At 40.8% G+C, this 26,245-nt stretch carries 27 protein-coding genes; 9 read left to right on the forward strand and 18 right to left on the reverse strand.

The features are described from left to right. Positions 1-7: 7 nt before the first annotated feature. Positions 8-913 carry a tRNA pseudouridine(55) synthase TruB gene (gene truB / locus FTU46_RS00690; protein ID WP_159122666.1) on the reverse strand — a complete coding sequence of 302 codons (906 nt, stop codon included), beginning with the start codon at positions 911-913 and terminating at the stop codon, positions 8-10. Positions 914-1,066: 153 nt separating this feature from the next. On the opposite strand from truB, the gene FTU46_RS00695 reads away from it, so the two are divergent. From FTU46_RS00695 to FTU46_RS00705, 3 genes are all read left to right on the forward strand, one after another. Then, positions 1,067-2,095: a lipase secretion chaperone gene (locus FTU46_RS00695; protein WP_034704499.1), complete on the forward strand. Its 1,029-nt coding sequence runs from the start codon at positions 1,067-1,069 to the stop codon at positions 2,093-2,095. Positions 2,096-2,599: 504 nt separating this feature from the next. Then, entirely contained in the window at positions 2,600-3,610 is a 1,011-nt protein-coding gene (locus tag FTU46_RS00700) for a triacylglycerol lipase (protein ID WP_179992159.1), read from the forward strand. A gap of 169 nt (positions 3,611-3,779) precedes the next feature. Then, on the forward strand, positions 3,780-4,748 hold the full coding sequence (locus FTU46_RS00705) for a triacylglycerol lipase (RefSeq protein WP_034704494.1): 969 nt from the start codon (positions 3,780-3,782) through the stop codon (positions 4,746-4,748). A gap of 523 nt (positions 4,749-5,271) precedes the next feature. Here FTU46_RS00705 and rplS read toward each other — a convergent pair. The 12 genes from rplS to ispH form a co-directional block, all read right to left on the reverse strand. After that, positions 5,272-5,643 carry a 50S ribosomal protein L19 gene (rplS, locus tag FTU46_RS00710; RefSeq protein ID WP_004787066.1) on the reverse strand — a complete coding sequence of 124 codons (372 nt, stop codon included), beginning with the start codon at positions 5,641-5,643 and terminating at the stop codon, positions 5,272-5,274. A 171-nt stretch (positions 5,644-5,814) separates the two neighbouring features. Further along, positions 5,815-6,564, reverse strand: a complete 750-nt coding sequence (trmD, locus tag FTU46_RS00715; RefSeq protein ID WP_034704491.1) for a tRNA (guanosine(37)-N1)-methyltransferase TrmD — start codon at positions 6,562-6,564, stop codon at positions 5,815-5,817. Between the two features lie 43 nt (positions 6,565-6,607). Further along, complete coding sequence (rimM, locus tag FTU46_RS00720; RefSeq protein WP_004787070.1) at positions 6,608-7,156, reverse strand: ribosome maturation factor RimM; 549 nt, start codon at positions 7,154-7,156, stop codon at positions 6,608-6,610. Positions 7,157-7,177: 21 nt separating this feature from the next. Continuing rightward, positions 7,178-7,435 carry a 30S ribosomal protein S16 gene (rpsP, locus tag FTU46_RS00725; protein WP_004826436.1) on the reverse strand — a complete coding sequence of 86 codons (258 nt, stop codon included), beginning with the start codon at positions 7,433-7,435 and terminating at the stop codon, positions 7,178-7,180. A 142-nt stretch (positions 7,436-7,577) separates the two neighbouring features. Then, positions 7,578-8,036, reverse strand: a complete 459-nt coding sequence (locus FTU46_RS00730) for a type IV pilin protein (protein ID WP_180104144.1) — start codon at positions 8,034-8,036, stop codon at positions 7,578-7,580. Beyond that, complete coding sequence (locus tag FTU46_RS00735; RefSeq protein WP_180104145.1) at positions 8,030-8,473, reverse strand: type IV pilin protein; 444 nt, start codon at positions 8,471-8,473, stop codon at positions 8,030-8,032. Before FTU46_RS00735 ends, FTU46_RS00730 begins: the two co-directional genes overlap by 7 nt. A 7-nt stretch (positions 8,474-8,480) precedes the next feature. Beyond that, positions 8,481-12,383 carry a pilus assembly protein gene (locus FTU46_RS00740; RefSeq protein WP_180104146.1) on the reverse strand — a complete coding sequence of 1,301 codons (3,903 nt, stop codon included), beginning with the start codon at positions 12,381-12,383 and terminating at the stop codon, positions 8,481-8,483. Between the two features lie 17 nt (positions 12,384-12,400). Further along, positions 12,401-13,174: a pilus assembly protein PilX gene (locus tag FTU46_RS00745; RefSeq protein ID WP_180104147.1), complete on the reverse strand. Its 774-nt coding sequence runs from the start codon at positions 13,172-13,174 to the stop codon at positions 12,401-12,403. Beyond that, positions 13,171-14,169 carry a PilW family protein gene (locus tag FTU46_RS00750; RefSeq protein WP_180104194.1) on the reverse strand — a complete coding sequence of 333 codons (999 nt, stop codon included), beginning with the start codon at positions 14,167-14,169 and terminating at the stop codon, positions 13,171-13,173. Before FTU46_RS00750 ends, FTU46_RS00745 begins: the two co-directional genes overlap by 4 nt. 6 nt (positions 14,170-14,175) lie before the next feature. Then, positions 14,176-14,682, reverse strand: a complete 507-nt coding sequence (gene pilV / locus FTU46_RS00755; RefSeq protein ID WP_373686571.1) for a type IV pilus modification protein PilV — start codon at positions 14,680-14,682, stop codon at positions 14,176-14,178. Next, the gene (locus FTU46_RS00760) at positions 14,682-15,128 is read right to left on the reverse strand and encodes a Tfp pilus assembly protein FimT/FimU (protein ID WP_373686572.1); all 447 of its coding nucleotides are present in this window, start codon (positions 15,126-15,128) and stop codon (positions 14,682-14,684) included. The genes pilV and FTU46_RS00760 overlap by 1 nt, the downstream gene beginning before the upstream one ends. A 162-nt stretch (positions 15,129-15,290) precedes the next feature. Further along, entirely contained in the window at positions 15,291-16,241 is a 951-nt protein-coding gene (gene ispH / locus FTU46_RS00765) for a 4-hydroxy-3-methylbut-2-enyl diphosphate reductase (protein ID WP_180104150.1), read from the reverse strand. A 135-nt stretch (positions 16,242-16,376) separates the two neighbouring features. Here ispH and gmk point away from each other — a divergent pair, with 135 nt between their 5' ends. The 6 genes from gmk (at position 16,377) to bfr (ending at position 21,248) form a co-directional block, all read left to right on the forward strand. Further along, entirely contained in the window at positions 16,377-17,000 is a 624-nt protein-coding gene (gmk, locus tag FTU46_RS00770) for a guanylate kinase (protein WP_004787090.1), read from the forward strand. A 77-nt stretch (positions 17,001-17,077) separates the two neighbouring features. Further along, positions 17,078-17,359 (forward strand): DNA-directed RNA polymerase subunit omega, encoded by a 282-nt coding sequence (rpoZ, locus tag FTU46_RS00775; RefSeq protein ID WP_004650579.1) that lies wholly within the window; start codon positions 17,078-17,080, stop codon positions 17,357-17,359. Positions 17,360-17,576: 217 nt separating this feature from the next. Next, positions 17,577-19,682 carry a bifunctional (p)ppGpp synthetase/guanosine-3',5'-bis(diphosphate) 3'-pyrophosphohydrolase gene (locus FTU46_RS00780; protein WP_180104151.1) on the forward strand — a complete coding sequence of 702 codons (2,106 nt, stop codon included), beginning with the start codon at positions 17,577-17,579 and terminating at the stop codon, positions 19,680-19,682. 75 nt (positions 19,683-19,757) lie between these two features. Next, positions 19,758-20,141: a RidA family protein gene (locus tag FTU46_RS00785; protein ID WP_005233608.1), complete on the forward strand. Its 384-nt coding sequence runs from the start codon at positions 19,758-19,760 to the stop codon at positions 20,139-20,141. A 221-nt stretch (positions 20,142-20,362) separates the two neighbouring features. Continuing rightward, positions 20,363-20,557 carry a bacterioferritin-associated ferredoxin gene (locus FTU46_RS00790; protein ID WP_004787097.1) on the forward strand — a complete coding sequence of 65 codons (195 nt, stop codon included), beginning with the start codon at positions 20,363-20,365 and terminating at the stop codon, positions 20,555-20,557. Between the two features lie 226 nt (positions 20,558-20,783). Next, the gene (gene bfr, locus FTU46_RS00795) at positions 20,784-21,248 is read left to right on the forward strand and encodes a bacterioferritin (protein WP_180104152.1); all 465 of its coding nucleotides are present in this window, start codon (positions 20,784-20,786) and stop codon (positions 21,246-21,248) included. Between the two features lie 50 nt (positions 21,249-21,298). On the opposite strand, the gene FTU46_RS00800 is transcribed toward bfr, so the two are convergent. The 5 genes from FTU46_RS00800 to FTU46_RS00820 all read right to left on the reverse strand — a co-directional run bounded on the left by FTU46_RS00800 (position 21,299) and on the right by FTU46_RS00820 (position 26,236). Continuing rightward, on the reverse strand, positions 21,299-22,933 hold the full coding sequence (locus FTU46_RS00800) for a PglL family O-oligosaccharyltransferase (RefSeq protein WP_180104153.1): 1,635 nt from the start codon (positions 22,931-22,933) through the stop codon (positions 21,299-21,301). A 92-nt stretch (positions 22,934-23,025) separates the two neighbouring features. After that, on the reverse strand, positions 23,026-23,760 hold the full coding sequence (tfpZ, locus tag FTU46_RS00805; RefSeq protein ID WP_180104154.1) for a TfpX/TfpZ family type IV pilin accessory protein: 735 nt from the start codon (positions 23,758-23,760) through the stop codon (positions 23,026-23,028). A 125-nt stretch (positions 23,761-23,885) separates the two neighbouring features. After that, positions 23,886-24,419, reverse strand: coding sequence for a pilin (locus FTU46_RS00810; protein WP_373686575.1), 534 nt, complete (start codon positions 24,417-24,419; stop codon positions 23,886-23,888). 219 nt (positions 24,420-24,638) lie between these two features. Then, positions 24,639-25,199: a TPM domain-containing protein gene (locus FTU46_RS00815; protein ID WP_180104156.1), complete on the reverse strand. Its 561-nt coding sequence runs from the start codon at positions 25,197-25,199 to the stop codon at positions 24,639-24,641. Beyond that, positions 25,193-26,236, reverse strand: a complete 1,044-nt coding sequence (locus FTU46_RS00820; RefSeq protein WP_180104157.1) for a TPM domain-containing protein — start codon at positions 26,234-26,236, stop codon at positions 25,193-25,195. Before FTU46_RS00820 ends, FTU46_RS00815 begins: the two co-directional genes overlap by 7 nt. Positions 26,237-26,245 lie beyond the last annotated feature (9 nt).

Consider the following 26,245-nt stretch of genomic DNA (forward strand, 5'->3'; position numbering starts at 1 on the left):
AACGCGCCTAGAGATTAAGAACACGTTTGGGTACCAGACGTTTTTTATCTGTGATTTCAGCCAGGCCTAAGCATTTCTCGCCATCAAAAACCAGCACCTGTGGCTCTGCCGAATGGTCGATATTACTTTCCATACCCCGGCTAAAATATTCTGCACGGCCTTCCGGTGCCTGAATCTGCGGGAAATGCTGTACCGGTGCATAAGCTGGCAGTAATAGTGCTTCACGTTCTGCCTCAGTCAAGCTTTCCAGATATTCAATGGTATAGCTTGGAATAAGGTCAAAATGACCGGTTTGAATCCGGTGCAGATAAGTCAGATGACCATAAGTACCGAGTGCTTTGGCAATATCTTCGCCGAGTACCCGGATATAAGTACCTTTGGAACAGGTCACATCCAGCGTAATGCTATTTTCAGTAAAAGATAAAAGCTCAATTGCATAAATGGTAATTGGACGTGCTTCACGTTCGATTTCAATGCCCTTACGCGCCAGCTCGTACAGCGGACGACCTTCTTTTTTCAGAGCCGAATACATCGGTGGCACTTGCTGGATCTCACCGACAAACTTGGCAATTGTCTCCTGAATCAACTCTTCATTCAGTTCAGGGACTGGTTTTTCCAGCAGAATCTCTCCTTCGACATCACCTGTGGTGGTGCTATGTCCTAGAAAAACTGTGGTCTGGTAACGCTTGGTTGAATCCAGCAGATAATGCGAAAACTTGGTCGCCTCACCCAGACAGATCGGTAAAAGACCGGAGGCCAAGGGATCTAGTGCACCAGTATGTCCAGCTTTTTGCGCACGATATAACCAGCGTACTTTTTGCAATGCAGCATTCGAGCTGATGCCTAGAGGCTTATTTAATAGAAATACACCGCTGATATGACGACGCTGAATTTTAGGAGATGAGGATTTCATGGCAAAAAGTCAGACATTTTATAAATTGGCGCAATGGTAAAACCCCTGCCAATTATTTACAACTTTTCTACAGCATATAAGGTGCAATATCTCCTATCCTGCCGAATGCAAAATTTAAAATAATCCGATAATTAAAATAAAGGTGCATAGGATATGCAGAAATATAAACTATGGATCGTGATTGCGCTCATCATCTTGTGCTTGATTACCCTGATTCTATGGCTTGCGCCCAGGGATGAAGCACAGGCACGTGTCTCGGGCCCGCAATCCACCAATGAAAGCAGTGCTCAACAGGCAGCAGCACTGGCCAATGGCCCCGTAAATAATATATTCCCGAGTCCAAGCCAGCAGGATACGGAAATTAATTGCCAGATGCAGATGGATGCCAGCAATCGCCTGATTGTCAATGAACAGACCCGTAACTGTTTTGAATATTTTATTACCCAATATGGGGAAAAAACCCTCGAACAAATCCAGCGAGATTTTAAAGCCTATATTCAGCAAAATTATCAGGATCCTGCACTCTCACAAGTTCTGGATCTTTGGGATCGTTATATCCAGTATCGTCAAGGTTTGGGAGAACTGACTCCACCTGCAGGTCTGGATCAAGAAGATCCAGCTTACTACCGCAGTATCTATGCCAGCACCCAGAACCTGCGTAAACGCTTTTTCTCTGATTATGAAATTGAAGGACTGTTTGGCACTGAAGATACCTATCATGAATATACCTTAGACCGGATGGCAGTCATGGCAGATAAAAAGCTGAGCGAAGCAGAAAAAGCCCAGAAGCTAAAAGAACTGTTTGCGCAGTTACCGCAGGACTGGCAAGAAAATCTGGAGCAACTGAATAAACTGGAAGATCTGCGTAAACTCACCGCTGATATTAAAGCCCGGGGTGGTTCTGCGGAAGAAATCCGTCAGATGCGCCTGAATCTGGTCGGTCCTGAAGCAACCCAACGTCTGGAAAAACTTGATGATGAACGTGCGAATTGGAAATCCAGTGTGACGCGTTACTTGGGCGAGCGCGATAACATCCTAAAAAGTGGCCTGAGTGAAAATGCCAAACAGCAGGCAGTTGATCAGTTGCGTCAGAAACATTTCCAGCGCCCTGAAGAACGGCTTCGTGTAGGTACATTTGAACAGGTACATGATCAGGGTGGGACCCTACCCTTTGCCAATTAATTTTCAGCTAAAATTGCTCATTGACGCCGTAGCTACACAGTACTGCTACGGTGTCGAATATCTTCTCTTATTCCCTTTTTTTGTCTCATCTCTTATATAAAAACAGTAACGCTGACCCTCTATTTTGAGAGTTTAACAGAGCCATTTCCCTCTGAAAGCCTTGATTTTCTTGGGCTGATTACTTTTTTTAACATTGTTATTTGTTTCTAACTATTTCAACCTAAACATTCATCAATCTTATATTTCAAGGAGTTAACAATAAAATACATACGTATATAAATTGCAAATTTATGGACTCATAAATGCTCATCGGGCATGGCCCAAAATGACATGGAATTGGCTCATCAGCATGAAAAAATGCTTCTGCTTCAAAATAATAATTTTTGCACGTGATTGAAGATTAGGTCTGCACGATCGAGACATCCAACTTCAATATTTATCGTGCATCAATACTCCCGAGCAATGATTGCTTTTTATAACAATAAAATGAACAAAGGAACGGTTATGCGTACTTTTATTAAAACAACACAGATGCTGGCGCTTTCCTTGGCAGCAGGCCTCGGTTTTGGCTTTTCAACACAAACCCAGGCGGCAGCAAGTGCAGTTCAGGTCACTGAAAAAGCCAAATCAGACTATGCCAAAACCAAATATCCTATTCTGATGGTGCATGGCTGGCTAGGCTGGCAACGCATAGGTACTGATACCATTGGCTTAGATTACTGGTATCAGATTCTGCCGGATATGGCTCGTAATGGCTCTACCGTGTTTGCCGCCCAATTGTCGCCTGCCAATACCACGACCCACCGTGGTGAACAGCTCATTCATCAGGTCGATGAAGTGCTGGCAATTACAGGGAAGGAAAAAATCAATCTCATCGGTCACTCCCATGGTGGCCCGACTGTACTCTATGTGGCAGCGACTCGACCGCAGCAGATTGCATCCATTACGGGGGTTGCAGGCACCTATCATGGCTCTAAAGTGGCCGATGATATTCAGAACAATACTCTTACCCGCACTGCTTTTAATGTTCTCGGTGATTATATTATTGGGCCACTGATCGCACTGGGACAGTTCAAACCTGAACTGGAAATTGATTTCGATGCATCCATGAAATCCCTGACCCAAACTGGCTCCAGCTCTTTTAATGCCAGCGTGGCCAAACAGATGGTGCAGGATGGTGTCTTAGCCTCCACAGAAAACTGTAATAAGAACCTGAAATCAAAAGACCGTAACGGTATCTATTATTATTCTTGGACCGGTGTGGCTCAAGCGACCAATGCACTGGATATCGATACCATCCTGATGCAGCTTGGCCCTTTATCTTACGGCAATAAAGACAACGATGGCATGGTTGCCCGTTGTAGTGCATTCATTGGTAAGGTGATTAATGACCAGTACAAGCTGAACCATACCGATCTGGCCAATATGATGTTTGGTCTTAAAGGCCTGTTTGCTCCGGATCCGGTGGCGATGTACCGTCAACATGCCAATCGTTTAAAACTTCAGAATCTATAATTTTCATCGCCCTTCTATCTGCGGATATAAGGGCTTTTTCGTTATTTTCACTTAAAAAAATAGGGAGATAAAACACTCAAAACGCTTAATGGGTCAGCTTTTCAGCTGGCTATTCCCCACATTATGGCGAGGATCGCCTTAACACAACAACAAGAATGAGGAAATAATGATGAAATATGGAGTATTAACGACAGGTCTGCTCATGGCAGCGGCCTGCTTTACGGCTCATGCCTCTACCCAGGCCAGTCAGGTGACGGCGAAAGCCAGTTCACAATATGCCAAAACCAAATATCCGATTGTATTTTCACACGGCATGGCGGGTTTCATTCGGGTTGGCACTGACCAGTTTGGACTGGACTATTGGTATCAGATTTTACCTGATCTGGCCCGTAATGGTGCGAATGTTTGGGCAACGCGAGTCTCCCCTTTTAACTCATCTGAAATTCGCGGTGAACAACTTTTGGAGCAGGTCAAGGAAATTGCCGCAATTACCGGAGCAGATAAAGTTAATCTGATCGGACACTCACATGGTGGCCCAACAATTCGTTATGTGGCCGGTTCAGAACCTAAACTGGTGGCTTCATTAACCACAGTAGGTGCACCGCACAAAGGTTCACCGGTTGCAGACCTGATTCTAAAAGCTGAAGGGACTGCTATTGAAGCGCCACTGGTCGGCACAATAAATCTGGTTTCTAAAGCCATTACCTGGGCTCAAGGCCTGGACCCAAACTCTTATCCGCATGATTCACTTGCAGGTGGCAGCAGTTTAACGGCATTGGGCTCTGCGAACTTTAATCAGAGATATCCCATTGGTATGCCGACTACCACCTGTGGTGAAGGTGCATATCAACAAAAAGGTATCTACAACTATTCATTCACAGGTGTAGGCCAAGTTACCAACCCGCTCGATCCTGATTCAGCACTCAAAGTTACAGCCCTGCTCATTGATGGCGGCAAGGAAAATGATGGTCTGGTCTCCCGCTGTAGTGCCAAATTCGGTAAAACCATTCGGGATAACTACAACTGGAACCACCTGGACGAAGTGAACCAGTTACTCGGGTTAAAAAATGTCTTTGCTCCAGACCCAGTCGATGTTTATCGCCAGCATGCCAACCGCTTAAAACTGCAAGGTTTATAGAGCTACACAAGCCTCTATTCATCCAGAGGCTTTTTCCATCTTATTTTTCGCTAAATTTTTTCTTAAAATTTACTTGTTAATCATGATTAAACTGCATATAAAATATTCATCAAATATAAAAAGAACTGTGAAATAAAATAAATGCAGATACCTTCTATAGAAATCAAAAACAGATTTAAAAGAACCTGCCCCTGTTGCAAACGAAAAGTGATTAATCCTTTTCAATTTAAAAAATATGAGCCTTATTATTGTCCCTCTTGTCATCGACATATTATCGCAAATGTATGGATCAGTATTTTACTGGCTATCACACAATGTTTTATTTGCATTCAACTTTTTAATGCAGGATTCCAGTCTTGGGGATATTTTGTATTATTCCTGATGTTTATTCATAAAATTTTCTTGGATATTTTGGATGCCATGATCTTGCCTTTGCAGGAACATTTCGAATAAATCCAGATAAAAGCAAACATAAAAAAATGCGCCCAAAGGCGCATTTTTTTGCTTAAAAGCAAGGCTAAAATTAACCTTGTTTACGAGCTGGCAATTTTTCACGAATACGTGCAGCTTTACCAGACAATTCGCGTAGGTAGTAAAGTTTAGCACGACGAACGTCACCACGACGTTTCACTTCGATTTTAGCAACGATTGGAGAGTGAGTTTGGAATACACGCTCAACGCCAACACCGCTAGAAATTTTACGTACTGTGAACGCAGAGTTCAGACCACGGTTTTTCTTAGCAATGACAACGCCTTCGAACGCTTGTAGACGTTCACGGTCGCCTTCTTTTACTTTTACTTGGACAACTACTGTGTCACCTGGTGCAAAAGCTGGGATGTCTTGTTTAAGCTGAGCATTTTCAACAGCTTGTACTAAAGGATGCTTACCGCTCATGGGGTATCTCCAATATGTGCGAGTCAGAAGAGGTCTGATTATCGCTGGGTATAGAGGCTGAATCGCATAGACCCGATTGACTTTCCCTTTATGCTTGACCGCTTCAATGCATAAAGAGCCTATTTTAAATATTTAAACAACATTGCTTAAATACAGATTTGGACAACAGGATTAGTTGTTGCCACTTTTTAAATCTTTTAGCCATTTCTTTTGCTGCTTGGTCAGTTCAACTTTTTCTACCAATTCAGGCCGGCGTTCCAAAGTGCGCTGATATCGCTGCAAAAACCGCCATTTTTCAATATTGGCATGATGTCCCGATTTCAAGATGTCCGGTACATCCATACCTTCAAAATGGTCTGGCTTGGTATATTGTGGGCAATCTAACAGACCATCCACAAATGAGTCTTGTACGTGTGATTGTTCATCTGACATTGCACCCGGAAGTCTCCGGATAATACTGTCCAATAAAACCATCGCAGGGAGCTCACCACCCGATAACACGTAATCTCCAATCGACCATTCCTGATCAACATATTTCTGGATCAAACGTTCATCGACACCTTCGTAACGACCACAAAGTACAATCAGTCCGTCATAGTTTACGAAGTCCTGTACCGCAGGTTCATTTAAGGTTTTTCCTTGTGGTGACATATACACCACAGGAACGTTAACTGCACCCGCTTGCGCTGCAAGCTCTTTGGCACGATGAATTGCTTTCGCTAATGGCTCAGCCATCATCACCATACCGGGACCACCACCAAATGGACGTTCATCCACCCGTTTATAGTTCCCTTCAGCAAATTCTCGTGGATTAATACAATGAATTTGCATCAAATCACGTTTTGCTGCGCGCCCGCTAATACCGTAGGCTGTAATCGCTTCAAACATTTCAGGAAAAAGCGTAATGACTGCAAAGAACACCGCAGACTCCTCATTTTCCTGCTGCGTTAACCCTTTTTAAGGATTAATAATCTACGCCCCAATTTACGTAGATACGACCAGCTTCGAGATCAACCCGCTGTACCACATCTTTATGCCATGGAATCATCCGCTCTTCGCCATCAACGCTATCAGCAGTAGCGCGAACTACCATCACGTCATTGGCACCTGTTTCAAACATTTCATGGATTTGACCGAGATTCACTTCCTGTTCTTCTTCATCCAGACCTAACACAGTTAGACCTTTTAAATCAGACCAGTAATACTCATCCACGCCTGGTTGAGGCAGTTGCGATTTAGAGATCCAGACATTAGCACCCACCAGGCCGTCTGCTGCGGTACGATCACTCACACCTTTTAGCGAAACAACCAGGCCCTTGCCATGTGGTTTCCAACGTTTTACATCGACAATTTGCCAACCTGCTTTGGTCTCAATGTACCAAGGAAGGTAATCAAATATATTGCTCATAGGTTCTGTATTGGAATAGACCCAGAGCCACCCATTTAATCCATATGCTGAACGTAACTGTCCAATCTGAATACGATCTTCGGGAACATTCTGTGTTGGTGTCATGGGCTACCTGCTACCTTAAAATTAAGCAGCAGCTGCAGCTTTCTTAGCTTGAGCAGCTAAAGAAGCAACACGTTCAGAAGGTTGAGCACCTTGAGAAACCCAGTGAGCAAAACGGTCAGCATCTAAACGAAGTTTTTCTGCTTTACCTTGAGCTGTAGGGTTGAAGAAACCGATACGTTCGATGAAACGACCGTCACGTGCATTACGGCTATCAGTCACAATGATTTGATAGAACGGACGTTTTTTAGCACCACCGCGTGCAAGACGAATAACAACCATGATAGAACCTTATAGTTTTTACGGATTATTCATGTACCGACCACCGGAACACTTCAAACCCCTTTCATAGAGGGCAATATTTTACGCGAAATTTGCCCTGAATGAAAGATCAAAAGTTAGTTATCCACAATTTTGAATTTGGTTAGCGTACGTCCCAAGTAGAGGTTTCATTCAAAACACAAGCAGATGCGCCTTTTTCCCAGAATTTTTGATTACGATGGTTCAAACATATTACACCATCATTCGCCATAAGAGTTCCGTTAATAGGTCTTGCTGTTAGCGTCCATGTAGTGGGTGTTACATTAGTTAATGTAAGTGTGTATAAAGCATCTGTAGGCCTTGGTAAAAAGCCTGAATGCCGAATTTCTGCAAGTGTTACTGGTTTATCAGCATCATCTACAATTGGTACATAAGAAAAATTAGCTACTTTAAAGCGCTGTAAACGATTCGCAATTTCAAGCATTTGCGCTTGAGCATCTGCTCTTTTGGTACTACGTACGTACTCTTGATAAGATGGATATGCTATTGCTGCTAAGATTGCAATAATTACAATAACAATCATGACCTCTATCAAGGTAAATCCTTTAAATTGTTTTACCATTCTTCACGCCCCGTTCCACATGTAACAGTCGTCGTATCAATATTGCTTAAAGTTTTGTTCCGGCAACGCACCCCTGTACTCGACATTAGAAAACTAAAATTACGTATATCGGTACTTGCTGCCAAAATCACCCAAGACTGCCCCGAACCTGTTTCTACAGTAAAATTGTATTTGACTGAAGAGCCCGTAGCACCTTTAGGCGATACTGCTAAACTCGTAGGTAATGAGAAATTTAAATAATTAAAGTTTCTAGACTTATGTCGTTCTAACGCTACTGCAATCTGTTGTAATTGATCCTGAGCCTGACTTGCATGGGCACGACGTACATATGATTGATAGGAAGGAATAGCAATTGCAGCGAAAATCGCTACAATCACTAAAACAACTATTAATTCAATAAGTGTAAAACCCTGCTCAGGTGAACTATTTTTTTTCATATTTCACCTATGATGTTTTACGTGCAAGTTTTTCATACCAACGCTGTGGAATTAAGCATATTTCAGTTGCTTCACCATCATCAAAACCACCTGTTACAGTTAATGCAATACGTCCACTGGTATTAATACAGTAATTTTTTGCACTTGTTTCACCAGTAGCATCTGGCGGGCAAGCTTCTCCTTCACAATCTTTAGGTGGGCAACTATTACCTATACAGTCTTCACCGCCACCGCCACCGCCTTTTTTACCACCTACAGTGACTGTATGAATTCCGACACCAATTACGCTACGTGAAGGCTCTAATTGGGAAGCACATTGACCGAAAGGCAGACAGAAAGCAGTTAGCATACTTTCACCTTTCACACCTGCACCACAGTCACCAGAAATACCTGGTTTACTTGCATCAAAGGTTGATACGTATAATTTATAGTTCATTGCAAGTGGTGTACCAAACACTTTTTCACTTTGCTTCTTGTAATTACTACAGTTAGTTAATTGACCATCTACACCAACCGTACAATGTTGGAACCGATAAAACCAGCCATCTTTTTTATCATAAGAGGCAACTGGATCAGTATTAGAAAATCTATTTCCCTCTGTAATTTCCCCTAAGTTTTCTTTTGTAAGATTTTGAGTATTTAAAGCTTTTGTTCTATTAAACAAATCACGACGGGCAACGTCTTTGTCGTATATATTGTAAATAGAATCATAATCATATGTTGTATCTGACGACGTGAAATCTTTCAATGGCTCACTACGATTACCACTACCAATTGAAATTACAGCAAAGATATCACCACTCTGACTATATAAAGAGAAACCAGGCATATCATAAAAACGTGGACTTTTAGCACCTTCATTCAGTTTTAAAAGTCTGACGGGAGTTTGAGGCACCGCACCCATCGTATTTTGTTTATTATCAAAATCTATCCTAAATAGTTGACCACCGAGATCACCAAAATAGATATGATCAGTTAAGTCATCACCATCGCGATCAACCGTACGAATTTCGCTTACCACGCTATATTTCAAATCAGTATGTTTTGTTGCAATGACACCAGAATTAGTGCTGGCTTCAGAGGTACTAGTTACATTATCACTCGCCCACCACAATAAATCCCCATTGTCGGCATCAAACATATAAACGCCAGCACCTTTTTTATTGATTTGGTTGTAGTTGTGATTCTCGTAGCCGGCATAAGCGCCTTTTTTCAGTTTAGTACTATCATCAGGATCAGTATATCTTGCATCCCCATCTACACCACCAGCATCATAACCACCACCAACAAACATGACTCGTTTACGTGTGCCTTTCCAATTTACCCAGCCAATCGTCGGCTTAGACCAGCTTTGCCCCATATATTCCAATTCATTAAATGTCTTAGCTGTAGAACCGCTGTAAACCTTTTTTGTTGCCGGATCAATATGAAACTTAAGTTCTGGCTTATTTATATTGCTTAAATCTAGAGCATAGTAACTGCGTCCACCCATACGCAAACCACCATATGCTATTTGCATACCTGTTTGACTCGCAGTACGCCCCGAACCAACAACCAAATTACCTGAGCTATCAACCACATATTGGGTATATAATGCCCAAGGACCATCAACACCATAATAAAGCTTTTGCATTCCACCATTTGTCACATTGGATAAACGGAATGCATCCTTCTGATTTTCAACCATTTCATTTGGAACGAATGCAAACTTTTCTACACCCGTTTCTGCATCTACAACATGTAATAAACCTTGCGTTGTGCCAAACAAAATATAATCCTCACGATCTTTGGCCTCCATCGCTTTTTTAGACTTGTTATATTCTAATTTGCCTTTATTGGTGACCAATACTGGATAAGAGTGCATTACTGCACCCATTTGCCGCAAAGCTGGTTGTGCTTTTAAATTATTAACTGTAGTTGGTAGTTTACTTAGATCAATGTTGTACCCTAAAAGAGATAATAAATAACCGCGATTTGGATCATTTTTATATGTTGTATTCTCAATATCTGCTAATTCAATTTGACGTAAGGATCCTGTGCCACCAAAAGTGGTAGTACCGTTTGACACAACTGCTTTACGATTTGTAAATAATTTACGTTCTGCCGTATTTTGTGCAGTCGCGCCTAAAAGCATCTGTGACCATGCTCCACCACGTGCAGCAAATTTTTTACTACCTACTGTATCTTCATCACTATTGGCTACAGACGGATTAACTGCCTTTGCCCAATAATCCTCAACATATGTAATAATATTACCTGTGTTTTCGTCATAAGTTGGTTCTTTTAAACGACCATCTTTTTCAAAAACATTTAATCCATTTTTTCCTTTCAATATACCCTTTTCACTAACCTCAAATTTTTTTAGATTGCCTAGCCATAATTGATAATTAGTATTTGGTGTAGGTTGAAACGTTTGGTAATAAGCTTCATCTTGGAGTTCTGCTGGATTTAATGCATCACGAGGGATCGTTGGTGAACCTGTAGTTACAGAAGGAATTTCTTTTGATAGATTGCTAATAAACTCATTCACACTATCTACCACGTCCTGTGAACTATTACCTGAGTACCACCCCCCCTCTCCTAAAATTCCCCATAAAGCAGCACGTTTGACATCCGTATCTATGATTCCCAATGCTGAAATATTTTGAGCTTGTGTTTTAGCTGAGTCATATTTATCAACATTATTAAAACTTTTACCAAAACCAACCACAGCTGTTTTAAATTTTAAATTTAGTGGATTTTTTTGTGGATCCAATAAATTAAGCGACATTTTATGTAAACAGTCAAAGCTTGTATTATCACATGTAAATGAACTACCACTTGTACCCAGAGCATTCTGCATCAATGTGAGTGAACTACCATCTTGGGTTGGTTCACCATCGGTTAATACATAAATGCCTTGCCCGCTACATTTTTTAATTTCTTCAGGTTGAGAAATCAATGATGTTGGCGTTGTATACTTAGTTTTAGTTGAATTTTTAGTACTATCATTGGAGTATTTGAAACCGCTATTAGTCGTATCAAGAACATGGATACCCGTATAATCATAACAAGTTCCATTTCTAGTTGTAAGACTCCATCCCGAACCTGTAGTAAATGTACAACTATACGAGTCTAATTCATCCCATGCAGGTATAATTTCACTAATATTTGTCCAAGAAGAGCATGTACTATAATCCCTATTCCAAGAGATACATTTTTGTCGTGTAGTACTATATTCCCGATACATAGGCATGTCTGTTACACGAAGAGTATTACTAGTATTCTCCCCCATAAAGTAAGCAACAGTCTCTGCAAATGAACGTGCAGTAGGTGTATTAGTCCAATTATTAAAAGCTCCAATTGTTTCCATTAACAACTGTCTTTGTGTTTTTGTCGGAGTAATCTGAAAGTCCAAACGCCTAGCGGGAACCAGAACAGCTCCAGTATTATAATTAGTATTTGTATATGCGCCTAAAGTCGAAAGGCCAATAATTTTATCATCTGAAAGTTTTGTTACACCGTTAGATGGATTACCATATAATAAATCCATCATTCCATCTTTTACACGCGTAATTCGGTCATAATATTTTTTGTTATCAGTTCCATTACACCACGCTCTGATGTATTGAGGTCCTCCTGTAAATTGAGCTTCCGTTGCAGTGCCCCGTCCATTACTACTTTTTTCATTAACTCCACTAGGAAGGTCACAAGCGTAACCAGCTGTATTACCATTATAACGGCTCATACTCCCTGAAATATCAAGCATAAACATCAAAGTGATATCGCCTGATTTTGCATCTTGGTAAATTTCGATATCACTTGCTTGTGTAATACTTGTTGCTAATAGAGCCGTTGATAATGCAGCAAGACTAGCTACAAGAACTTTATAACGAGCTGAACGCAGGAAATTATTTTCTTGTAATTCCATTTTATTACTCCCCAAACTTATACAAAGTCTTGCACAATGACATATTCACTTACATACGATGAATAAGGCACATTTAAGTCACTTAAACATTCCGTTATAGATTTTCTACTATTCGCTGTTGCACTTACGGTTGTACCTGGAGGAATAGTAACTTCACTCATATGATTTCTAAAACAACTGTTAATATCATCTGAATCTGCACTGGTTAATGTTGGCATTACAGAAACTGCAAATAATTTCACCGGCTTAGCGCGGTCAAACTTCACAGTTTCCCCATCAGTGCCAAACTGCTCTCCAAAAAAAGGATCATTATCAGATATACTTGAAAACTTCACAGCCACTTGTGTCATAACCGCCTTACGCCCACTAGTGAAAAAATTTGTCGTTATTGTCTTGCTTGCATTGCAATATCCCTCAGTACCAAACTCATTATATGTTGGCGCTGTTTGACGAGCCTTCCAGTAAATAATGCTAGCGCGATTGATATCAAAAAAGCTGTTTTCTTCTCCTCGAAAACAAAAGACCATTTCTTTATCTTTATCCGTAGCACCACTGATATAACCAAACATTCCACTCGAGCTTAATGCTTGAATAATATTGTCTTCACGCTCAGTATTAAAAAAGGCTGCGTCTGAATTTTGGAGCAATAATTGTTGTGCTTGACTATTAGTTGCAATACTCAAACCTATTAAACTTTGTCGAATTGCTAGCGTGCCTAACACAATAATTGCGAGCAATAAAAATAAGACAACAATTAAAGTCGCTCCACGCTGTTTTTGTTGATTAATCATTGCCCTCTCTCTCCAAATGTATTACGTAACGCTATAGTTTGTGCGACAACTTGACGAGCATATTTAGGAGGATTACCTGCCGGAGTTCTAACTGTGACTGCTTGATCAAGCACTTGAAAAACCTGCTCATCAGAAAACATGGAATCATTACCTACTGACTGATTAGAACGCACTAGAACCCCTATCTGAACCGCAAGAATTCTTGGGCGCGGATTCAAGGCCAGATAAGTTGCTGCATCTACATAACGATGATGATCTCCCATCTGAATGGCATATAACACTCTAAAATGATCTGCTCGCTTTAAAATAACCTCACCTGCCCCCCCAAAACCTGTAATAGAATCAGGGTTACCATCTAGTGGATAATGTCCAGCATCACACACTAATGACAACGGCAAGTTGGGTTCATTTAGCGAATTATTCGTATCTGCACGCAAAAAATAACGTTGAACTATAATGTGTCGTCCTTGAGCTGCATTAAATTTAAGTTCATTTCCTTCACAATCAAAACCGCCATACCAATCACCATCTTGATCTAAAATATATTCTGGCAGATATTGAATCGTGAGCTGATCACTGGAAAAATCATTTACATTAGATACCCCAGTCCATTGAGGGGCAGTGCCAGCCGTTAAACCATGGCTTCGAGATAATAAATTTTCAGCAACAGTATTTCCTACTAGGGTAATTGGCAAATTTGCTAATTCCGTTCCATCAACTGTAATTGAATTTGCAGATGATCTAAAAACCAAGCCTCCTTTTATAGTTAAGTCATTAATAACAGATGTAATCGTATTTAAATTACTTAGACGAATATCTTTGACAATATAGCTTAACCCAAAGTTAGCATCATCTTGTAAACTAGCCTGTCCTTGCTGTAATGCCTGACTACGCGAACCTGTTAAAAATAACATTATTGCTGCTGCAGAAATTACTAGCCCAAGTGCTAGCGCAATCATCAATTCAACTAATGTAAAGCCTACTTGTTTATATATATTCATTTAGTAGACCTCCATAATTAAGCAGGTAGAATTTGGATCATAACTATTTCCTAAAGTACAGTTACCTTCACCGACATTACCATTTGTGGGTGCGGTATCACCCCAAGCTATATAGATACAGCGGCGACCGTCTGTATTGCCCGGACAAGATAAATAGTTGACTACCATTCCAATAGTTCTGGCCCTATTAGAAACTTGTGCCACATCAAAATCTGCCAAATCATCACTCGTACAATTCGTTGTAAAACAATTAGTTTTAAATAATCTTTGTGCACTTGCAGTGTTCAGATGATAAGCATAAACTTCTTCAGCTCCACGATTAACTCTCATTCTTTCTGCCAAATCACGTGCAATATTAATTGCTTGAATACGAGAACCACTTTCTGCAGTTGCTTCCACGGCACGATATTGCAATGCAATAAATCCCATCACACCAATCGCTAGAACTAAAAGTGCAACCAGCACTTCCACTAAACCCACACCTTGTTGCTTATGAATTTTGATCATTAGCATGTTCCCTCAACGACTCGCTGAACCGTTCCCATTCTAGAAATACTTATTGTTTGTGAGGTACCTCCGGGCGTCGAACACAATATAAAATTCGTGTCAGCTACTGCTCCAACAATTCCTCCATTTATACCGTAAGTAATACTTACTGGACTAACAGGCATTAAAGTCACTGATCCATAAGGCATCCAATATTGAACAGTATCAGTATTTTGCGGCAATGTAGTGACTTCCGTTCGACTAAGCTGAACTTCAATATCTCTACGTTCTAGGGCTGCACGAGCACGGGTTTGATTTAAGATACTAATCAGTTCATTTGTACTTTTTTTCATATTTTGTTGAACCATCATGTCGCTAAAAGAAGGCGCAGCCATTGTTATAATAATTGCTAAAATAGCAACAGTTATCATGAGTTCAATTAACGTAAAACCTTTATTCTTTTGCACACTCTTCCCCAGCTCCAAAACTTTCCCCTATTAAAAATAATATCTATAAATTTTACAAAACCTACACAGAGTAGATAAAAGGCATAAAAAAACAGATAACTGTCATATTATAGCTATCTGTTTATTTTTTAATAAAAAATAAATTGTTAAATAGTTAACAATTTAAGCCTGTGTTACAGGAATACGTAACTCTTTTGGTAGACTAAATGTAATATTCTCTTCTCGCCCATCCAGTTCTTTGGGTGCCTGTGCACCCCAATCCTGTAAACGCTGAATCACCTGCTTAATTAAAATTTCCGGGGCGGAAGCACCTGCAGTTACCCCAATTTTAGAAATATTGGTAAACCATTCCTGCTTTAGCTCATCTGCATTATCAACCAGATAAGCCGATTTACCCATACGTTCCGCCAGTTCGCGCAAACGGTTTGAATTGGATGAATTTGGTGATCCTACAACCAACACAACATCGCAACGTGCAGCTAAATCACGTACAGCATCCTGACGGTTTTGTGTCGCATAGCAAATATCATCTTTGCGTGGACCTTGAATATTCGGAAATTTTTTGCGAAGTGCATCAATGACTTTCGCTGTATCGTCAATTGACAAAGTTGTTTGAGTAACAAAAGCGACTTTTTCAGGATTATGTACCACTAAAGCAGTAACATCTTCTTCATCTTCGACCAGATAAATGTCACCGCCATTACGTTTATCATATTGCCCCATGGTGCCTTCAACTTCTGGATGGCCTTCATGACCAATCAGAATCGCTTCTACTCCCTCACGGGCATATTTGGTCACTTCAATATGCACCTTGGTAACCAATGGACAGGTCGCATCAAAAACTTTTAAACCACGGCGCTCGGCTTCCTGTTGTACAGCCTTAGACACACCATGTGCACTAAAAATTACGATATTGTCATCCGGAACTTCATCTAGCTCATCGACAAAGATCGCACCGCGCTGACGTAAATCATCTACGACAAATTTGTTATGCACCACTTCATGACGCACATAAATAGGTGGATTAAAGCATTCTAGGGCACGGTTCACGATCGCAATGGCACGATCCACACCGGCACAGAAACCACGCGGGTTAGCTAAAACAATTTCCATAGAAATCCTCAGTACTCACTCAATTTATGGCGCTACAATTGAAATAAATGTAAAACAATCGACGTACAACTATTTAGTTTGAAGCCGGTCTACTCTAAAATAGAGAAGATATTTTATCATATCAGGAAAAATATCATGTCGGGTCTCTTGTTTGTCGTTTCTGCAGCGTCTGGAACGGGCAAAACATCCCTCGTTAAAGCATTACTTGAACGCGTCAACAATCTTCATGTTTCTGTTTCTCATACGACACGCGGTCAACGACCTGGCGAACTCGATGGCGTACATTATCATTTCTCGACTAAAGAAGACTTTTTAAACCTGGTCGAAGAAGGTGGTTTTATTGAATATGCCGAAGTCTTTGGTAATTATTACGGTACAGCACAAGCGACTGTAAAAGAACAACTTGCTAAAGGTCATGATGTATTGCTTGAAATTGACTGGCAAGGTGCACAACAAGTCCGTCGACTTTTTCCTGAATCTAAACAGATTTTCATTCTTCCGCCAAGCCAGTTTGATTTGCGTCAGCGCCTTTCCAACCGTGGAACAGATTCTGTTGAGGTGATTGAACACCGTCTTAGCTGTGCAGTCGAAGACATGCAGCAGTACGTCAACTTTGATTATGTCATTATCAATGATGACTTTAATAAGGCATTGCATGATCTTGAATCTGTGATTATTGCTAATCGACTGGTCCTTTCCCAGCAAGCGACCCGCCATGAAAAACTGATCCAGGCTCTAATTACTCCAAGCGAACAGTGATTAAAACTTGAGTCTCCAGACAAAGCATTTTATACTGTGCAGTCTGTTGAAATTTACTATTCAAAACGAGAATTCTTATGGCACGCGTAACCGTTGAAGATTGTTTAGACCATGTAGACAACCGCTTTGAGCTTGTACTAGTGGCAAGCAAACGCGCGCGTCAATTGGCACGTCAAGGCATTGAACCAACTGTGGAATGGGACAATGACAAACCGACTGTAGTTGCTTTACGTGAAATCGCTGCAGGTCATGTATCAAAAGATATTTTGAAACAACGTGATCAAGATTATCAAACTTCAAGTTTAGACCTTGCTCTTTCTGCAAATAATCTAAATTTAGATGGTTTTTCTTTTCAATAAGAATAAACCATTCCAAAAAGCCTAGTTTTAAACTAGGCTTTTTTTGTTCTGTGACTTTTATATTTTGCGCAGAACGGTTATAACATAAGGGTTAGCTCTAAAGTCAGTATAAATTTTTCACTTGTTGATATGAAAAAACTGACCCACTTTATGTTATACATTTCATACGAGCTTTTTCTGTTTTATTTGTTAAAAAATCCAGTTTTAAAGGTGTTTTATGCCAGGCCCACAGGTCAGTGAAGCTAAGCAACAGTTAAAAATCATCATCGACGCGTACTTAAGTGAAAGCGATGTCGAACGTGTGCTTGCGGCCTGTGATTATGCCGATATTGCCCATGATGGCATTACCCGTAAAAGTGGTGAACCTTATATTCTGCACCCTATCGCGGTGAGCTGTATTCTGGCCCATATGCGTCTGGATACTGAAACTTTAATGGCAGCGCTGCTGCATGATGTCATTGAAGATACCGACTTCAATAAAGATGACATTACTGAAAAATTTGGCAGCACGGTTGCAGAGCTGGTTGATGGGGTCACTAAGCTCAGCCATTCCAGCGATAAAGAGTATAATAAAGCAGCCTCTTTCCGTAAAATTCTGCAAGCGACTTTACAGGATCCACGTGTCATTATTGTGAAACTGGCAGACCGCTATCACAACATGACTACGCTGGAAGCATTACGCCCGGATAAACGTGCTCGTATTGCCCGAGAAACCTTTGAAATTTTCGTTCCAATGGCACGCTTGGTCGGCATGAACGAAATGGCAGATAATCTGGAACATCTGTGTTATCAGAATCTGGATCTGGATATGTACAACGATGTCCAGGCCGCCCTTTTAGAAACCAAGCCTAAACGCTGTGAATATCAGGCCAAGTGGGAACAGAAACTTAACGAACTACTACAGCAATATGCGATTGAAGGCCGGGTTAAAAAGAAAAACAATAATATTGAGCTATTACGCCACTTTGTAAAAAATGATATTGATCTGCAGGAACTTACGCATAGCCACGCATTTGAAATTATCTTACAGAGCATTGCCGACTGTGACCGTCTCGCAGATATCCTGACTGAGAGTTTTACAGTTCAAAATTATCAGGACAATATTCGTCGCCCTCTGCCAGGTGGCAACCAGTCTTTAACCATGCGCTTAAAAGGTGAAAAGACCACCCTATCGCTGACTATTCAAACTGAACTAATGCGCAAAGCTGCGCGCTTTGGTGTTGTACTGGGCGAAAATGCGCCTCAAGCCTGTCGCTCTGCTATTCAGGCATCCATGCAAAATCTGAACGTACTGGTTGATGGTGAATGCGCCAAAACTACGTTCAGCGAATTACTGGATTATCTGCATCAGGAAAAAATTTGGGTTTATACCCCTCACGGTCATCTGCATGAGTTGCCGCAAGGTGCGACTGCTGTTGATTTTGCATATGCCGCCAGCCTGTTCCTCGGTAACCATGCTATTGGCGCCAAAATTAATGGTGAAACCAAACCGCTTTCTACGCCATTATTGAGTGGTCAGGTCGTTGAAATTATCACTGATGTTCTTGCAACCCCAAACCCGGACTGGCTCAGTTTTATTAACACCCAAAAAGCCCGTCGCGCGATTCAGAATATCCTGCGCGATCAAGACATTGATGAACAGCGCCTTGTCGGTCAACAGGCCCTCAACCGTGCCTTAAAACTTTTCCAGTGTTCTATTCTCGATCTGACCGAAGCTGACTGGAAAAATGTACTGGAATGGCGTCATGTTCCCACTAAAGAGCAACTATTTGAACAGATTGCTGTAGGTGACTTATTACCACAACTGGTTGCTAACCATTTATTTGCACATGACCAGCATCAAAATGCGAATAGTTCAGGTCGTCTTATTCAGGGTACAGAAGGTGTAGATGTTAAATACGCACATTGCTGCAACCCGGTACTTGGTGATCCAATTCAAGGTCATCTGACTCGTCGTGGCCTAATTGTACATCGTGCCCGTTGCCATAATTTATTGCAGGAACAACATATGCATCCTGAAAATATTATGCCTCTACAATGGACGACTGAAGATCTGGATGATGTCAGCTTTACTGCCTATCTCTGTATTGATCAGGCCATGGACGATGAACAGATTTCCGATCTGATTTATCAATGTCGTAAAGGCCATACAGGTGTAGAGATGGTGCGTAATTATGATGGCAAAACTTATGTAAATATTGTGGTGCATAACCGTAAACAGATTGCCAAGATTATTCGTGATTTACGCATGCATTTTGGTTTTCCACGTATTACCCGCTTAGAACAACCGCTCAATATTGCTGAAACCTCTAAAGCCAGTTAATCATTTAAAACGATAATGCTTTTGTCAGTTGAATTGATCTAATATGATGTATGTTGATGATAAAAGGAGAAATTGATGTCCCGCCAAGTGATCCATACTGAAAATGCCCCAGCTGCCATAGGCACCTATTCACAAGCAATTCTAGTCGGGGATACGCTTTATTTATCCGGCCAGATTGGTCTGGATCCATATAGTATGGAACTGGTTGAAGGCATCGAAGCTCAGATTCGCCGTGTGTTTGATAACCTGAAAGCGGTTTGTGAAGCAGCGGGTGGCTCATTGGCTGATATTGCCAAACTGAATATCTTCTTAACCGACCTTTCTCATTTTCAGCTGGTCAACCAGATTATGGGTGAATACTTTGCCCAACCTTATCCAGCACGTGCTGCCTTAGGTGTTGCAAGCTTACCTAAAGGTGCTTTAGTTGAGATGGATGGTATTGTTGTTATCAATCAATAAGTTATAAAAATCACCAAATCTCCAGCCTGCAATATTTAATTCTAAATTATAAATCGCTCTTGCGCAGAAATCCGAGTAGCACTCGGATTTCCGCTCAGGTGTTATTTTTTTATCTAAATCATCAATCATTATAAAAAGCATTTTCAAATGATTTTTATTGACAAACGATAACAATTATCAATAATATCTCTTATCTTATTTATTCACTGTGGTTGTATCCTATGTACGTTTGTCTATGCCGTGGCATTACAGATCAAGACATTAAAGATGCTATTGCAAATGGCGCCGAAAGTTACCGTGATGTGCGTGAAATGCTTGACCTAGGCACATGTTGTGGTCGTTGCGCTCCAGAAGCCCGTATGATCATTAGTGATGAAATTTCCCAGATTGCTGCACGGCTAGCGGTTGCTGCCTAAAGCGGATAACGATAATTATAAAATCAATGGTCTCGTATCATTACTCCTCCCCCGCCTCTGACTCTGGCGGGTTTTTATTGCTTTATATTTCACCTGAAGCTTTTTGATTGCGATTTTCATTTGCAGTTCAATAAATTACTCGCCATTGCTCGCTCGATTGATTTAAGATAAGTTAATCAAAAACCCATAGTAATAAATGGGTCAACAGGCTATATGGAGTGATACGATGAAAGGCAATCGTGATGTAATTAATCAGCTGAACCAGGTGTTGTATCACCACCTAACTGCAATTAACCAGTATTTCCTGCATTCACGCATGTTTAATGACTGGGGCATTGAGAAACTGGGCTCGGCAGAATATAAAGAATCGATTGTGCAGATGAAGCATGCCGATAAAATTATTGAACGGATTTTATTTTTAGAAGGTCTGCCGAATCTGCAACATCTGGGCAAACTGTATATCGGCCAGCATACTCAAGAAGTGCTGCATTGTGATGTACGTAAAGTTAAAGAAAACATTGAGACCATTCAGAAAGCTGTGGCATTGGCTGAAACTGAAATGGATTATGTGACCCGTGATCTGGTACAGGAAATTCTGGAAAAAGAAGAAAATTATCTGGACTGGACCACGACACAAATCGATCTGATCGAGAATATTGGTATCGAAAACTATATTCAAAGTCAGCTCTAAACTTAAAATTAAGCCAAGAAAAAGCCAGCATCTGCTGGCTTTTTTTGTATTTAGCGTGGCATATCCTGCGTTAATTCATCATAACTCAGTTCAGTCTTTTGAATGGTTTTTAAGCGCTGCAGCTGATGCTTGGCTTCATTTTCATAACCATTAAAAGCTAACAGTTTGGCGTATTTAATCAGATTATATTTAGTTGGATAACTTAATACCATCTGCTCACCTGCTTGAATCTGTTCAGGGGATGCTTTGCTATAAGGGTTAAGACGAATCCAATCAATACGATGATTAAACTCTGTTAATAAATAGATTGGCTGTTGATTGGTGATTTTTTCGGGCTGTTGCTCATAACGAATACTTTGACCAAGTTTTGGCACAGCGACATCATAATCCCGATAGATCACGATCAATAACAGTAGTCCAAACCCAAAAATGATTTTCATTGCTATAGCGGGTAAGGTCACGGTTTTGATATTCGGATTTTGGGCTAGAACAGTACCTAAAATAAAACCTACTGGTAAAAGGAAATAGGCATAGTGCTGCGGAAACTCAAACATGGCATGCGTAAGAAAAGTCCCAATCATTAAAATACCAATGACCGACTCAGGGGTCTTAACCCATCGCTGCATTTGATAACCCAAATAGCCGAAATAGGCTAAGAAAGGCAGACCAATAACTAGCCCATTCCACAGCAAGAAATCAATAATTAAGTTATGTGCACTGCGAATCCAGACCGGACCCTGCACTGTATCACTGATCGAGACGAAGGCAACACTGGTCTGATACCAGCCATAACCAAACCATGGCTGTGCCTGAATTGCCGCTAGCATTTGCTGCCAGATTGCTAAACGAGACATATCCCCTGTAGCACGAGCAACTACATCACGGCTTTGCACTACATCTGCATCTATCGCTTGAGCAGCCAACTGACCGAGTAATGGAAAAGTGACAATACAAGAAATAAATAAAATAAACCAAGCAATACTGTAATACCATTTCAGGCGGATCACGCCTTTGTATTGGTAGAAAGCTAAATAAAGGATAATCGCAATCGCAGCAACCCAAGCAGTACGCGACTGACTTAAAGCAATTCCAATAACGATAGCTAAGGCGCAAGCCACTAACCATTTAGTCGGGATTTTTTTCTTTTCATAGAGATATAAACAACTCATCAAGGACATAATCAAGAAAGTCGCCATATTGTTCGGCTGGGCAAAGTTGGCATAGGGACGTTGAGTACCACTGATATTTACCATACCTGGTAGGGTGGCATCTAAGTTAGTCCACTGACACAAAGCAATTAAACCTGTGACTGTACCTGAAGCCAGAAACACATAACTCAAATTAGTAAAAGTTTCTTCCCGATTATAGTTTCCTGTTGAAAGGTTATAGCCCAGTACGCTTGCCATCCAAAAACTAAAAATATAAATTGTTCCCATCATGGCAGTGCTAAAGAAAAATACCTGCCCTGCCAGCAACTGGATTAAGGGAATAACAGCCAGTGCTAAGAAAGGTAAACCGATAGCAGGTAATTTAATTTTTTCTTTTAAGAAAATTGCAGCAAGAGCAAATAGCGCAAAAAATGAATAGAGTTCACCGGTATAGGTCACCCATGGACGATAATGGATAGGCATGAGCCATGCGAGAGAGATAAGAATTGCTGCAATGAGGGCAAGCGTGAATTTCATGGAAATATCAGGCGGTGGAAGTTTGGCACATGATAAACAAAAAGCAGATTAAAGGGTAATCTGCTTTTTGATAAGAAATTTTAAAGATAGGATTAATTCCAGGGGCGAAGATTGACGATTTTGATGATGTCACCCTGACTATTGAGAAGTACTGTCATGTCTTGCTTAGTCGCAGCCAAAGGCAAATATATTTTCGCATCAGGATATTGACTTAAAATTTGTTGTACTTGAATTTTGGTATTATATTTATTCAATAGATCCAATGACTGACCTCTTTTTAAAATTTGATTTTTTGCTTTTTCAAGTGGAATATAACGTTCTGGACGCTGAGCAATAGATACTCCATTTAGTACTTCATTCATCAAATCAGATGTTCGTGTTTTTGCATCACTAGCAAATTGAGTCGCTGCAAATTGAGGCTTAAAATAACTATTATTATGAAACTGTTCAGAAACTTTTGTTATATTCTGAATAACTACCTCATTATTTTTAACAAGTTCAAAGCGATCGACATTAAATATGATCCAAACCGGTCGGCCATCCGCAATTTTATATAAACCAAATCCTAATGCCAGCACCTGAATCAAAATAATAACGGTTAAATCAAACTTCAGGCTTTTCTTACCTTCTTTATAGACTAACCAGGTAAAGAAAGGACCCAGTACCATATCAATACCGAGCATCATTAGAAAGATATACGTAACACCCACTGCAGTATTCAAGGGTACAGGGTACCATAGCAAAAATACGACCAAGGCTACACAACATGCAATAAAAACAGAAATTGCAAAATGGGTAGCAACGAATCTAAATTTTGCGGTTTTCATAGTTTTCCCAATTATATTTAAAAATATTATCATTTAATAAAACTTTATATAACCTAATTCAGCTTTAATTAATTCTATGGGTAATAAAAAAACAGCCCGAAGGCTGTTTTTACGCAATTAAGAGATTAACGGCATTGAGCAGGTGCATATTTTGCATCCAAAGTACCCTTAGGAGTAGCATGACCCGTAAGTTGAGCATCTGCAGTAGCTGAGGTTGTAGAGGCACATGCCCAGTCTACAGAACCTGTTGTACCCGCTGTATATGCAGCAGATAATGCTACAGGACCTGCACCACCCTGGATCAACGGTTTCAAGTTAAGCGTATTTGCCGAAGCACCAACACCGACATTTGTTGCATTGTATGTAACTGTAATTAAACCATCAGCCGCTGTGGCAGTAGGGACCAATACACTTGTAACGTATTTAGTGGTAGCACCTACACCACCAGCTTGAGCATTCCATGTAGAAACAACAACTGCTAAATCAGCTGCAGATGCTGCACCAGCAATTTGTTTCTGTAAGTCGCCAGCAACAGTTAAACCTTCTGTCACACGTGTACGAATTGTATAGTCTTGGTAAGCAGGAAGTGCAATCGCAGCAAGAATACCGATAATTGCTACAACAATCATTAATTCAATAAGGGTAAAACCCTTTTGCATAGTTTTCATAACATTCTCCACAAATGTTTTTTTGTTTATTTATAAGCTTAAGCAAAAGCTAATTTAGCCTATTTTGTATTTAGCACTAAATGTGCCAACTTTTATTATAATAATTTTGACAGAAAAAACAGCAGTTTAAAAAAATATTTTTCAATTTGTTATTTTTGGGTTTCATTTTGTGTAGATAACTGACAAAAATTGTCATTTATTTGACTAAAGTCACCCCAGAATGATGGGTTTATTTCCTAATTCATTCTTTAAATCATCCATTTTTCGATCATAGTATTGATTTAAAATTTCTCCAATCTGCTTTACACCCAAAATCACCCCATTCTTATACTGCTGTCGTTTCAATTCCTGAATAATATTCTGGCAAATCTGATCCCATACGTCCTGTGTAGTTGCCTGTTTAATTCCCCGATCAATCACAATTTCTACTTTATGATCACAGAGGTTTAAATATACAAGCACACCACTATTATGCTCTGTATCCCAGACCCCGAGTTCAGCAAAAAGTTGTCGAGCTCGACAAAGCGTATCCTGGTAATAAGCAGAACGAGAAGGTAGAGATCCTTCAATCACCACCTGAATTTCCCCCACATGCCCATGCTCGGCTTCTTCTACAGCTAATGCAATCGCATGCTGGTCCTGCTTGGAGAAAAACCGCTTGGTTGCAGGCATATAAAAAAAGTGCTTAAGCCAGCGCTTTAAACTTGGTTGGGCATGTTCTTCCAGCTTAGGCTGCGTGACAATATCTGTTGTATCTGTAGTTGTTACCATGAGCCTGATGCTCCTCCCCCACCAAAACCACCGCCGCCTCCACCGAAGCCGCCGCCTCCAAAACCACCACGTCCACTACCACCGCCACGACCTCCACCTGCCATGAAAGCATGCAGGATCAACTGAGCAAGTGAGGTCACGAGCAAAAAGAAAACTCCAGCACCAATTAATAGGCTAGCGACCAATCCCATACCATTGACTAACCCGGCTGCGGTACCCGCTACTGCAGCAGTGGCCGCACTCAGCTTCCTGCCAAAGATCATGGAACCAATGACACCAGCGACGATAATAAAAATAACCGAACTAAAAGTCGCTTGAGATGCTTGCTGCGCTTTATAAGCTTGCTCCTGACGCTCTTTAAGCTCAGCCGCTGCTTGAGCTGCAATCTCAGGATCCAGATTTAGAATACGCTCTATTTCTGCCAGCCCAGCATCTATCCCTTGTGCATACTGACCCTGCTTAAACAAAGGTGTAATTTTGTTATTAATAATCCGTCCAGCCACAATATCCGGCAGAACACCTTCTAGCCCATAACCCGTTAAAATCTGGATACGATGGTCATTTACCGCAATGGTCATTAACAGACCATTATCATGTTCTTTTGATCCCAGTTGCCAACGATCTGCCACACGCATGGAATAGTCAAAAATATCTTCCTGTCCAGTAGTAGGGACAATCACTACTCCGATCTGAGCCTTACCTGCCTGATAAAGATTGATGATTCGTTGACTAAGTTGTTGTTTTTCTGCTGCCGTTAATAAATTTGCCTGATCAATCACCGGCTCATTCATGGTGGGCAAGTCGCGCTGAACCTGACCTTCTGCCATATCATTGGCAATTTGGCGCTGCGGTGCTGTATCTGCAGATTCTACATTTTGATCCGTAGTATTCGTTTTAGGCTGCAAAATTTCACGTGCAACAATCACTTCTTCTGTATCAGTTGCTGTTGCTGTTTCACTCCAGGCAGGATTCATCAGGCTCATAATGAGGCTGAGAAATATACCTGTACAAAGTTTTACAGCGCTTATATGCATCATTGCAGCCAC

The sequence above is a fragment of the Acinetobacter sp. YH12108 genome, from assembly GCF_013419055.1.
Taxonomy (GTDB): Bacteria; Pseudomonadota; Gammaproteobacteria; order Pseudomonadales; family Moraxellaceae; genus Acinetobacter.

What these genes read in the sequence shown, in the direction of transcription:
- truB (WP_159122666.1), bottom strand. Translation starts at nt 913, where the DNA reads ATGAAATCCTCATCTCCTAAAATTCAGCGTCGTCATATCAGCGGTGTA.
- FTU46_RS00695 (WP_034704499.1), top strand. Translation starts at nt 1,067, where the DNA reads ATGCAGAAATATAAACTATGGATCGTGATTGCGCTCATCATCTTGTGC.
- FTU46_RS00700 (WP_179992159.1), top strand. Translation starts at nt 2,600, where the DNA reads ATGCGTACTTTTATTAAAACAACACAGATGCTGGCGCTTTCCTTGGCA.
- FTU46_RS00705 (WP_034704494.1), top strand. Translation starts at nt 3,780, where the DNA reads ATGAAATATGGAGTATTAACGACAGGTCTGCTCATGGCAGCGGCCTGC.
- rplS (WP_004787066.1), bottom strand. Translation starts at nt 5,643, where the DNA reads ATGAGCGGTAAGCATCCTTTAGTACAAGCTGTTGAAAATGCTCAGCTT.
- rimM (WP_004787070.1), bottom strand. Translation starts at nt 7,156, where the DNA reads ATGACACCAACACAGAATGTTCCCGAAGATCGTATTCAGATTGGACAG.
- rpsP (WP_004826436.1), bottom strand. Translation starts at nt 7,435, where the DNA reads ATGGTTGTTATTCGTCTTGCACGCGGTGGTGCTAAAAAACGTCCGTTC.
- FTU46_RS00730 (WP_180104144.1), bottom strand. Translation starts at nt 8,036, where the DNA reads ATGGTAAAACAATTTAAAGGATTTACCTTGATAGAGGTCATGATTGTT.
- FTU46_RS00735 (WP_180104145.1), bottom strand. Translation starts at nt 8,473, where the DNA reads ATGAAAAAAAATAGTTCACCTGAGCAGGGTTTTACACTTATTGAATTA.
- FTU46_RS00740 (WP_180104146.1), bottom strand. Translation starts at nt 12,383, where the DNA reads ATGGAATTACAAGAAAATAATTTCCTGCGTTCAGCTCGTTATAAAGTT.
- FTU46_RS00745 (WP_180104147.1), bottom strand. Translation starts at nt 13,174, where the DNA reads ATGATTAATCAACAAAAACAGCGTGGAGCGACTTTAATTGTTGTCTTA.
- pilV (WP_373686571.1), bottom strand. Translation starts at nt 14,682, where the DNA reads ATGATCAAAATTCATAAGCAACAAGGTGTGGGTTTAGTGGAAGTGCTG.
- ispH (WP_180104150.1), bottom strand. Translation starts at nt 16,241, where the DNA reads ATGGAAATTGTTTTAGCTAACCCGCGTGGTTTCTGTGCCGGTGTGGAT.
- gmk (WP_004787090.1), top strand. Translation starts at nt 16,377, where the DNA reads ATGTCGGGTCTCTTGTTTGTCGTTTCTGCAGCGTCTGGAACGGGCAAA.
- rpoZ (WP_004650579.1), top strand. Translation starts at nt 17,078, where the DNA reads ATGGCACGCGTAACCGTTGAAGATTGTTTAGACCATGTAGACAACCGC.
- FTU46_RS00780 (WP_180104151.1), top strand. Translation starts at nt 17,577, where the DNA reads ATGCCAGGCCCACAGGTCAGTGAAGCTAAGCAACAGTTAAAAATCATC.
- FTU46_RS00785 (WP_005233608.1), top strand. Translation starts at nt 19,758, where the DNA reads ATGTCCCGCCAAGTGATCCATACTGAAAATGCCCCAGCTGCCATAGGC.
- FTU46_RS00790 (WP_004787097.1), top strand. Translation starts at nt 20,363, where the DNA reads ATGTACGTTTGTCTATGCCGTGGCATTACAGATCAAGACATTAAAGAT.
- bfr (WP_180104152.1), top strand. Translation starts at nt 20,784, where the DNA reads ATGAAAGGCAATCGTGATGTAATTAATCAGCTGAACCAGGTGTTGTAT.
- FTU46_RS00800 (WP_180104153.1), bottom strand. Translation starts at nt 22,933, where the DNA reads ATGAAATTCACGCTTGCCCTCATTGCAGCAATTCTTATCTCTCTCGCA.
- tfpZ (WP_180104154.1), bottom strand. Translation starts at nt 23,760, where the DNA reads ATGAAAACCGCAAAATTTAGATTCGTTGCTACCCATTTTGCAATTTCT.
- FTU46_RS00810 (WP_373686575.1), bottom strand. Translation starts at nt 24,419, where the DNA reads ATGCAAAAGGGTTTTACCCTTATTGAATTAATGATTGTTGTAGCAATT.
- FTU46_RS00815 (WP_180104156.1), bottom strand. Translation starts at nt 25,199, where the DNA reads ATGGTAACAACTACAGATACAACAGATATTGTCACGCAGCCTAAGCTG.
- FTU46_RS00820 (WP_180104157.1), bottom strand. Translation starts at nt 26,236, where the DNA reads ATGATGCATATAAGCGCTGTAAAACTTTGTACAGGTATATTTCTCAGC.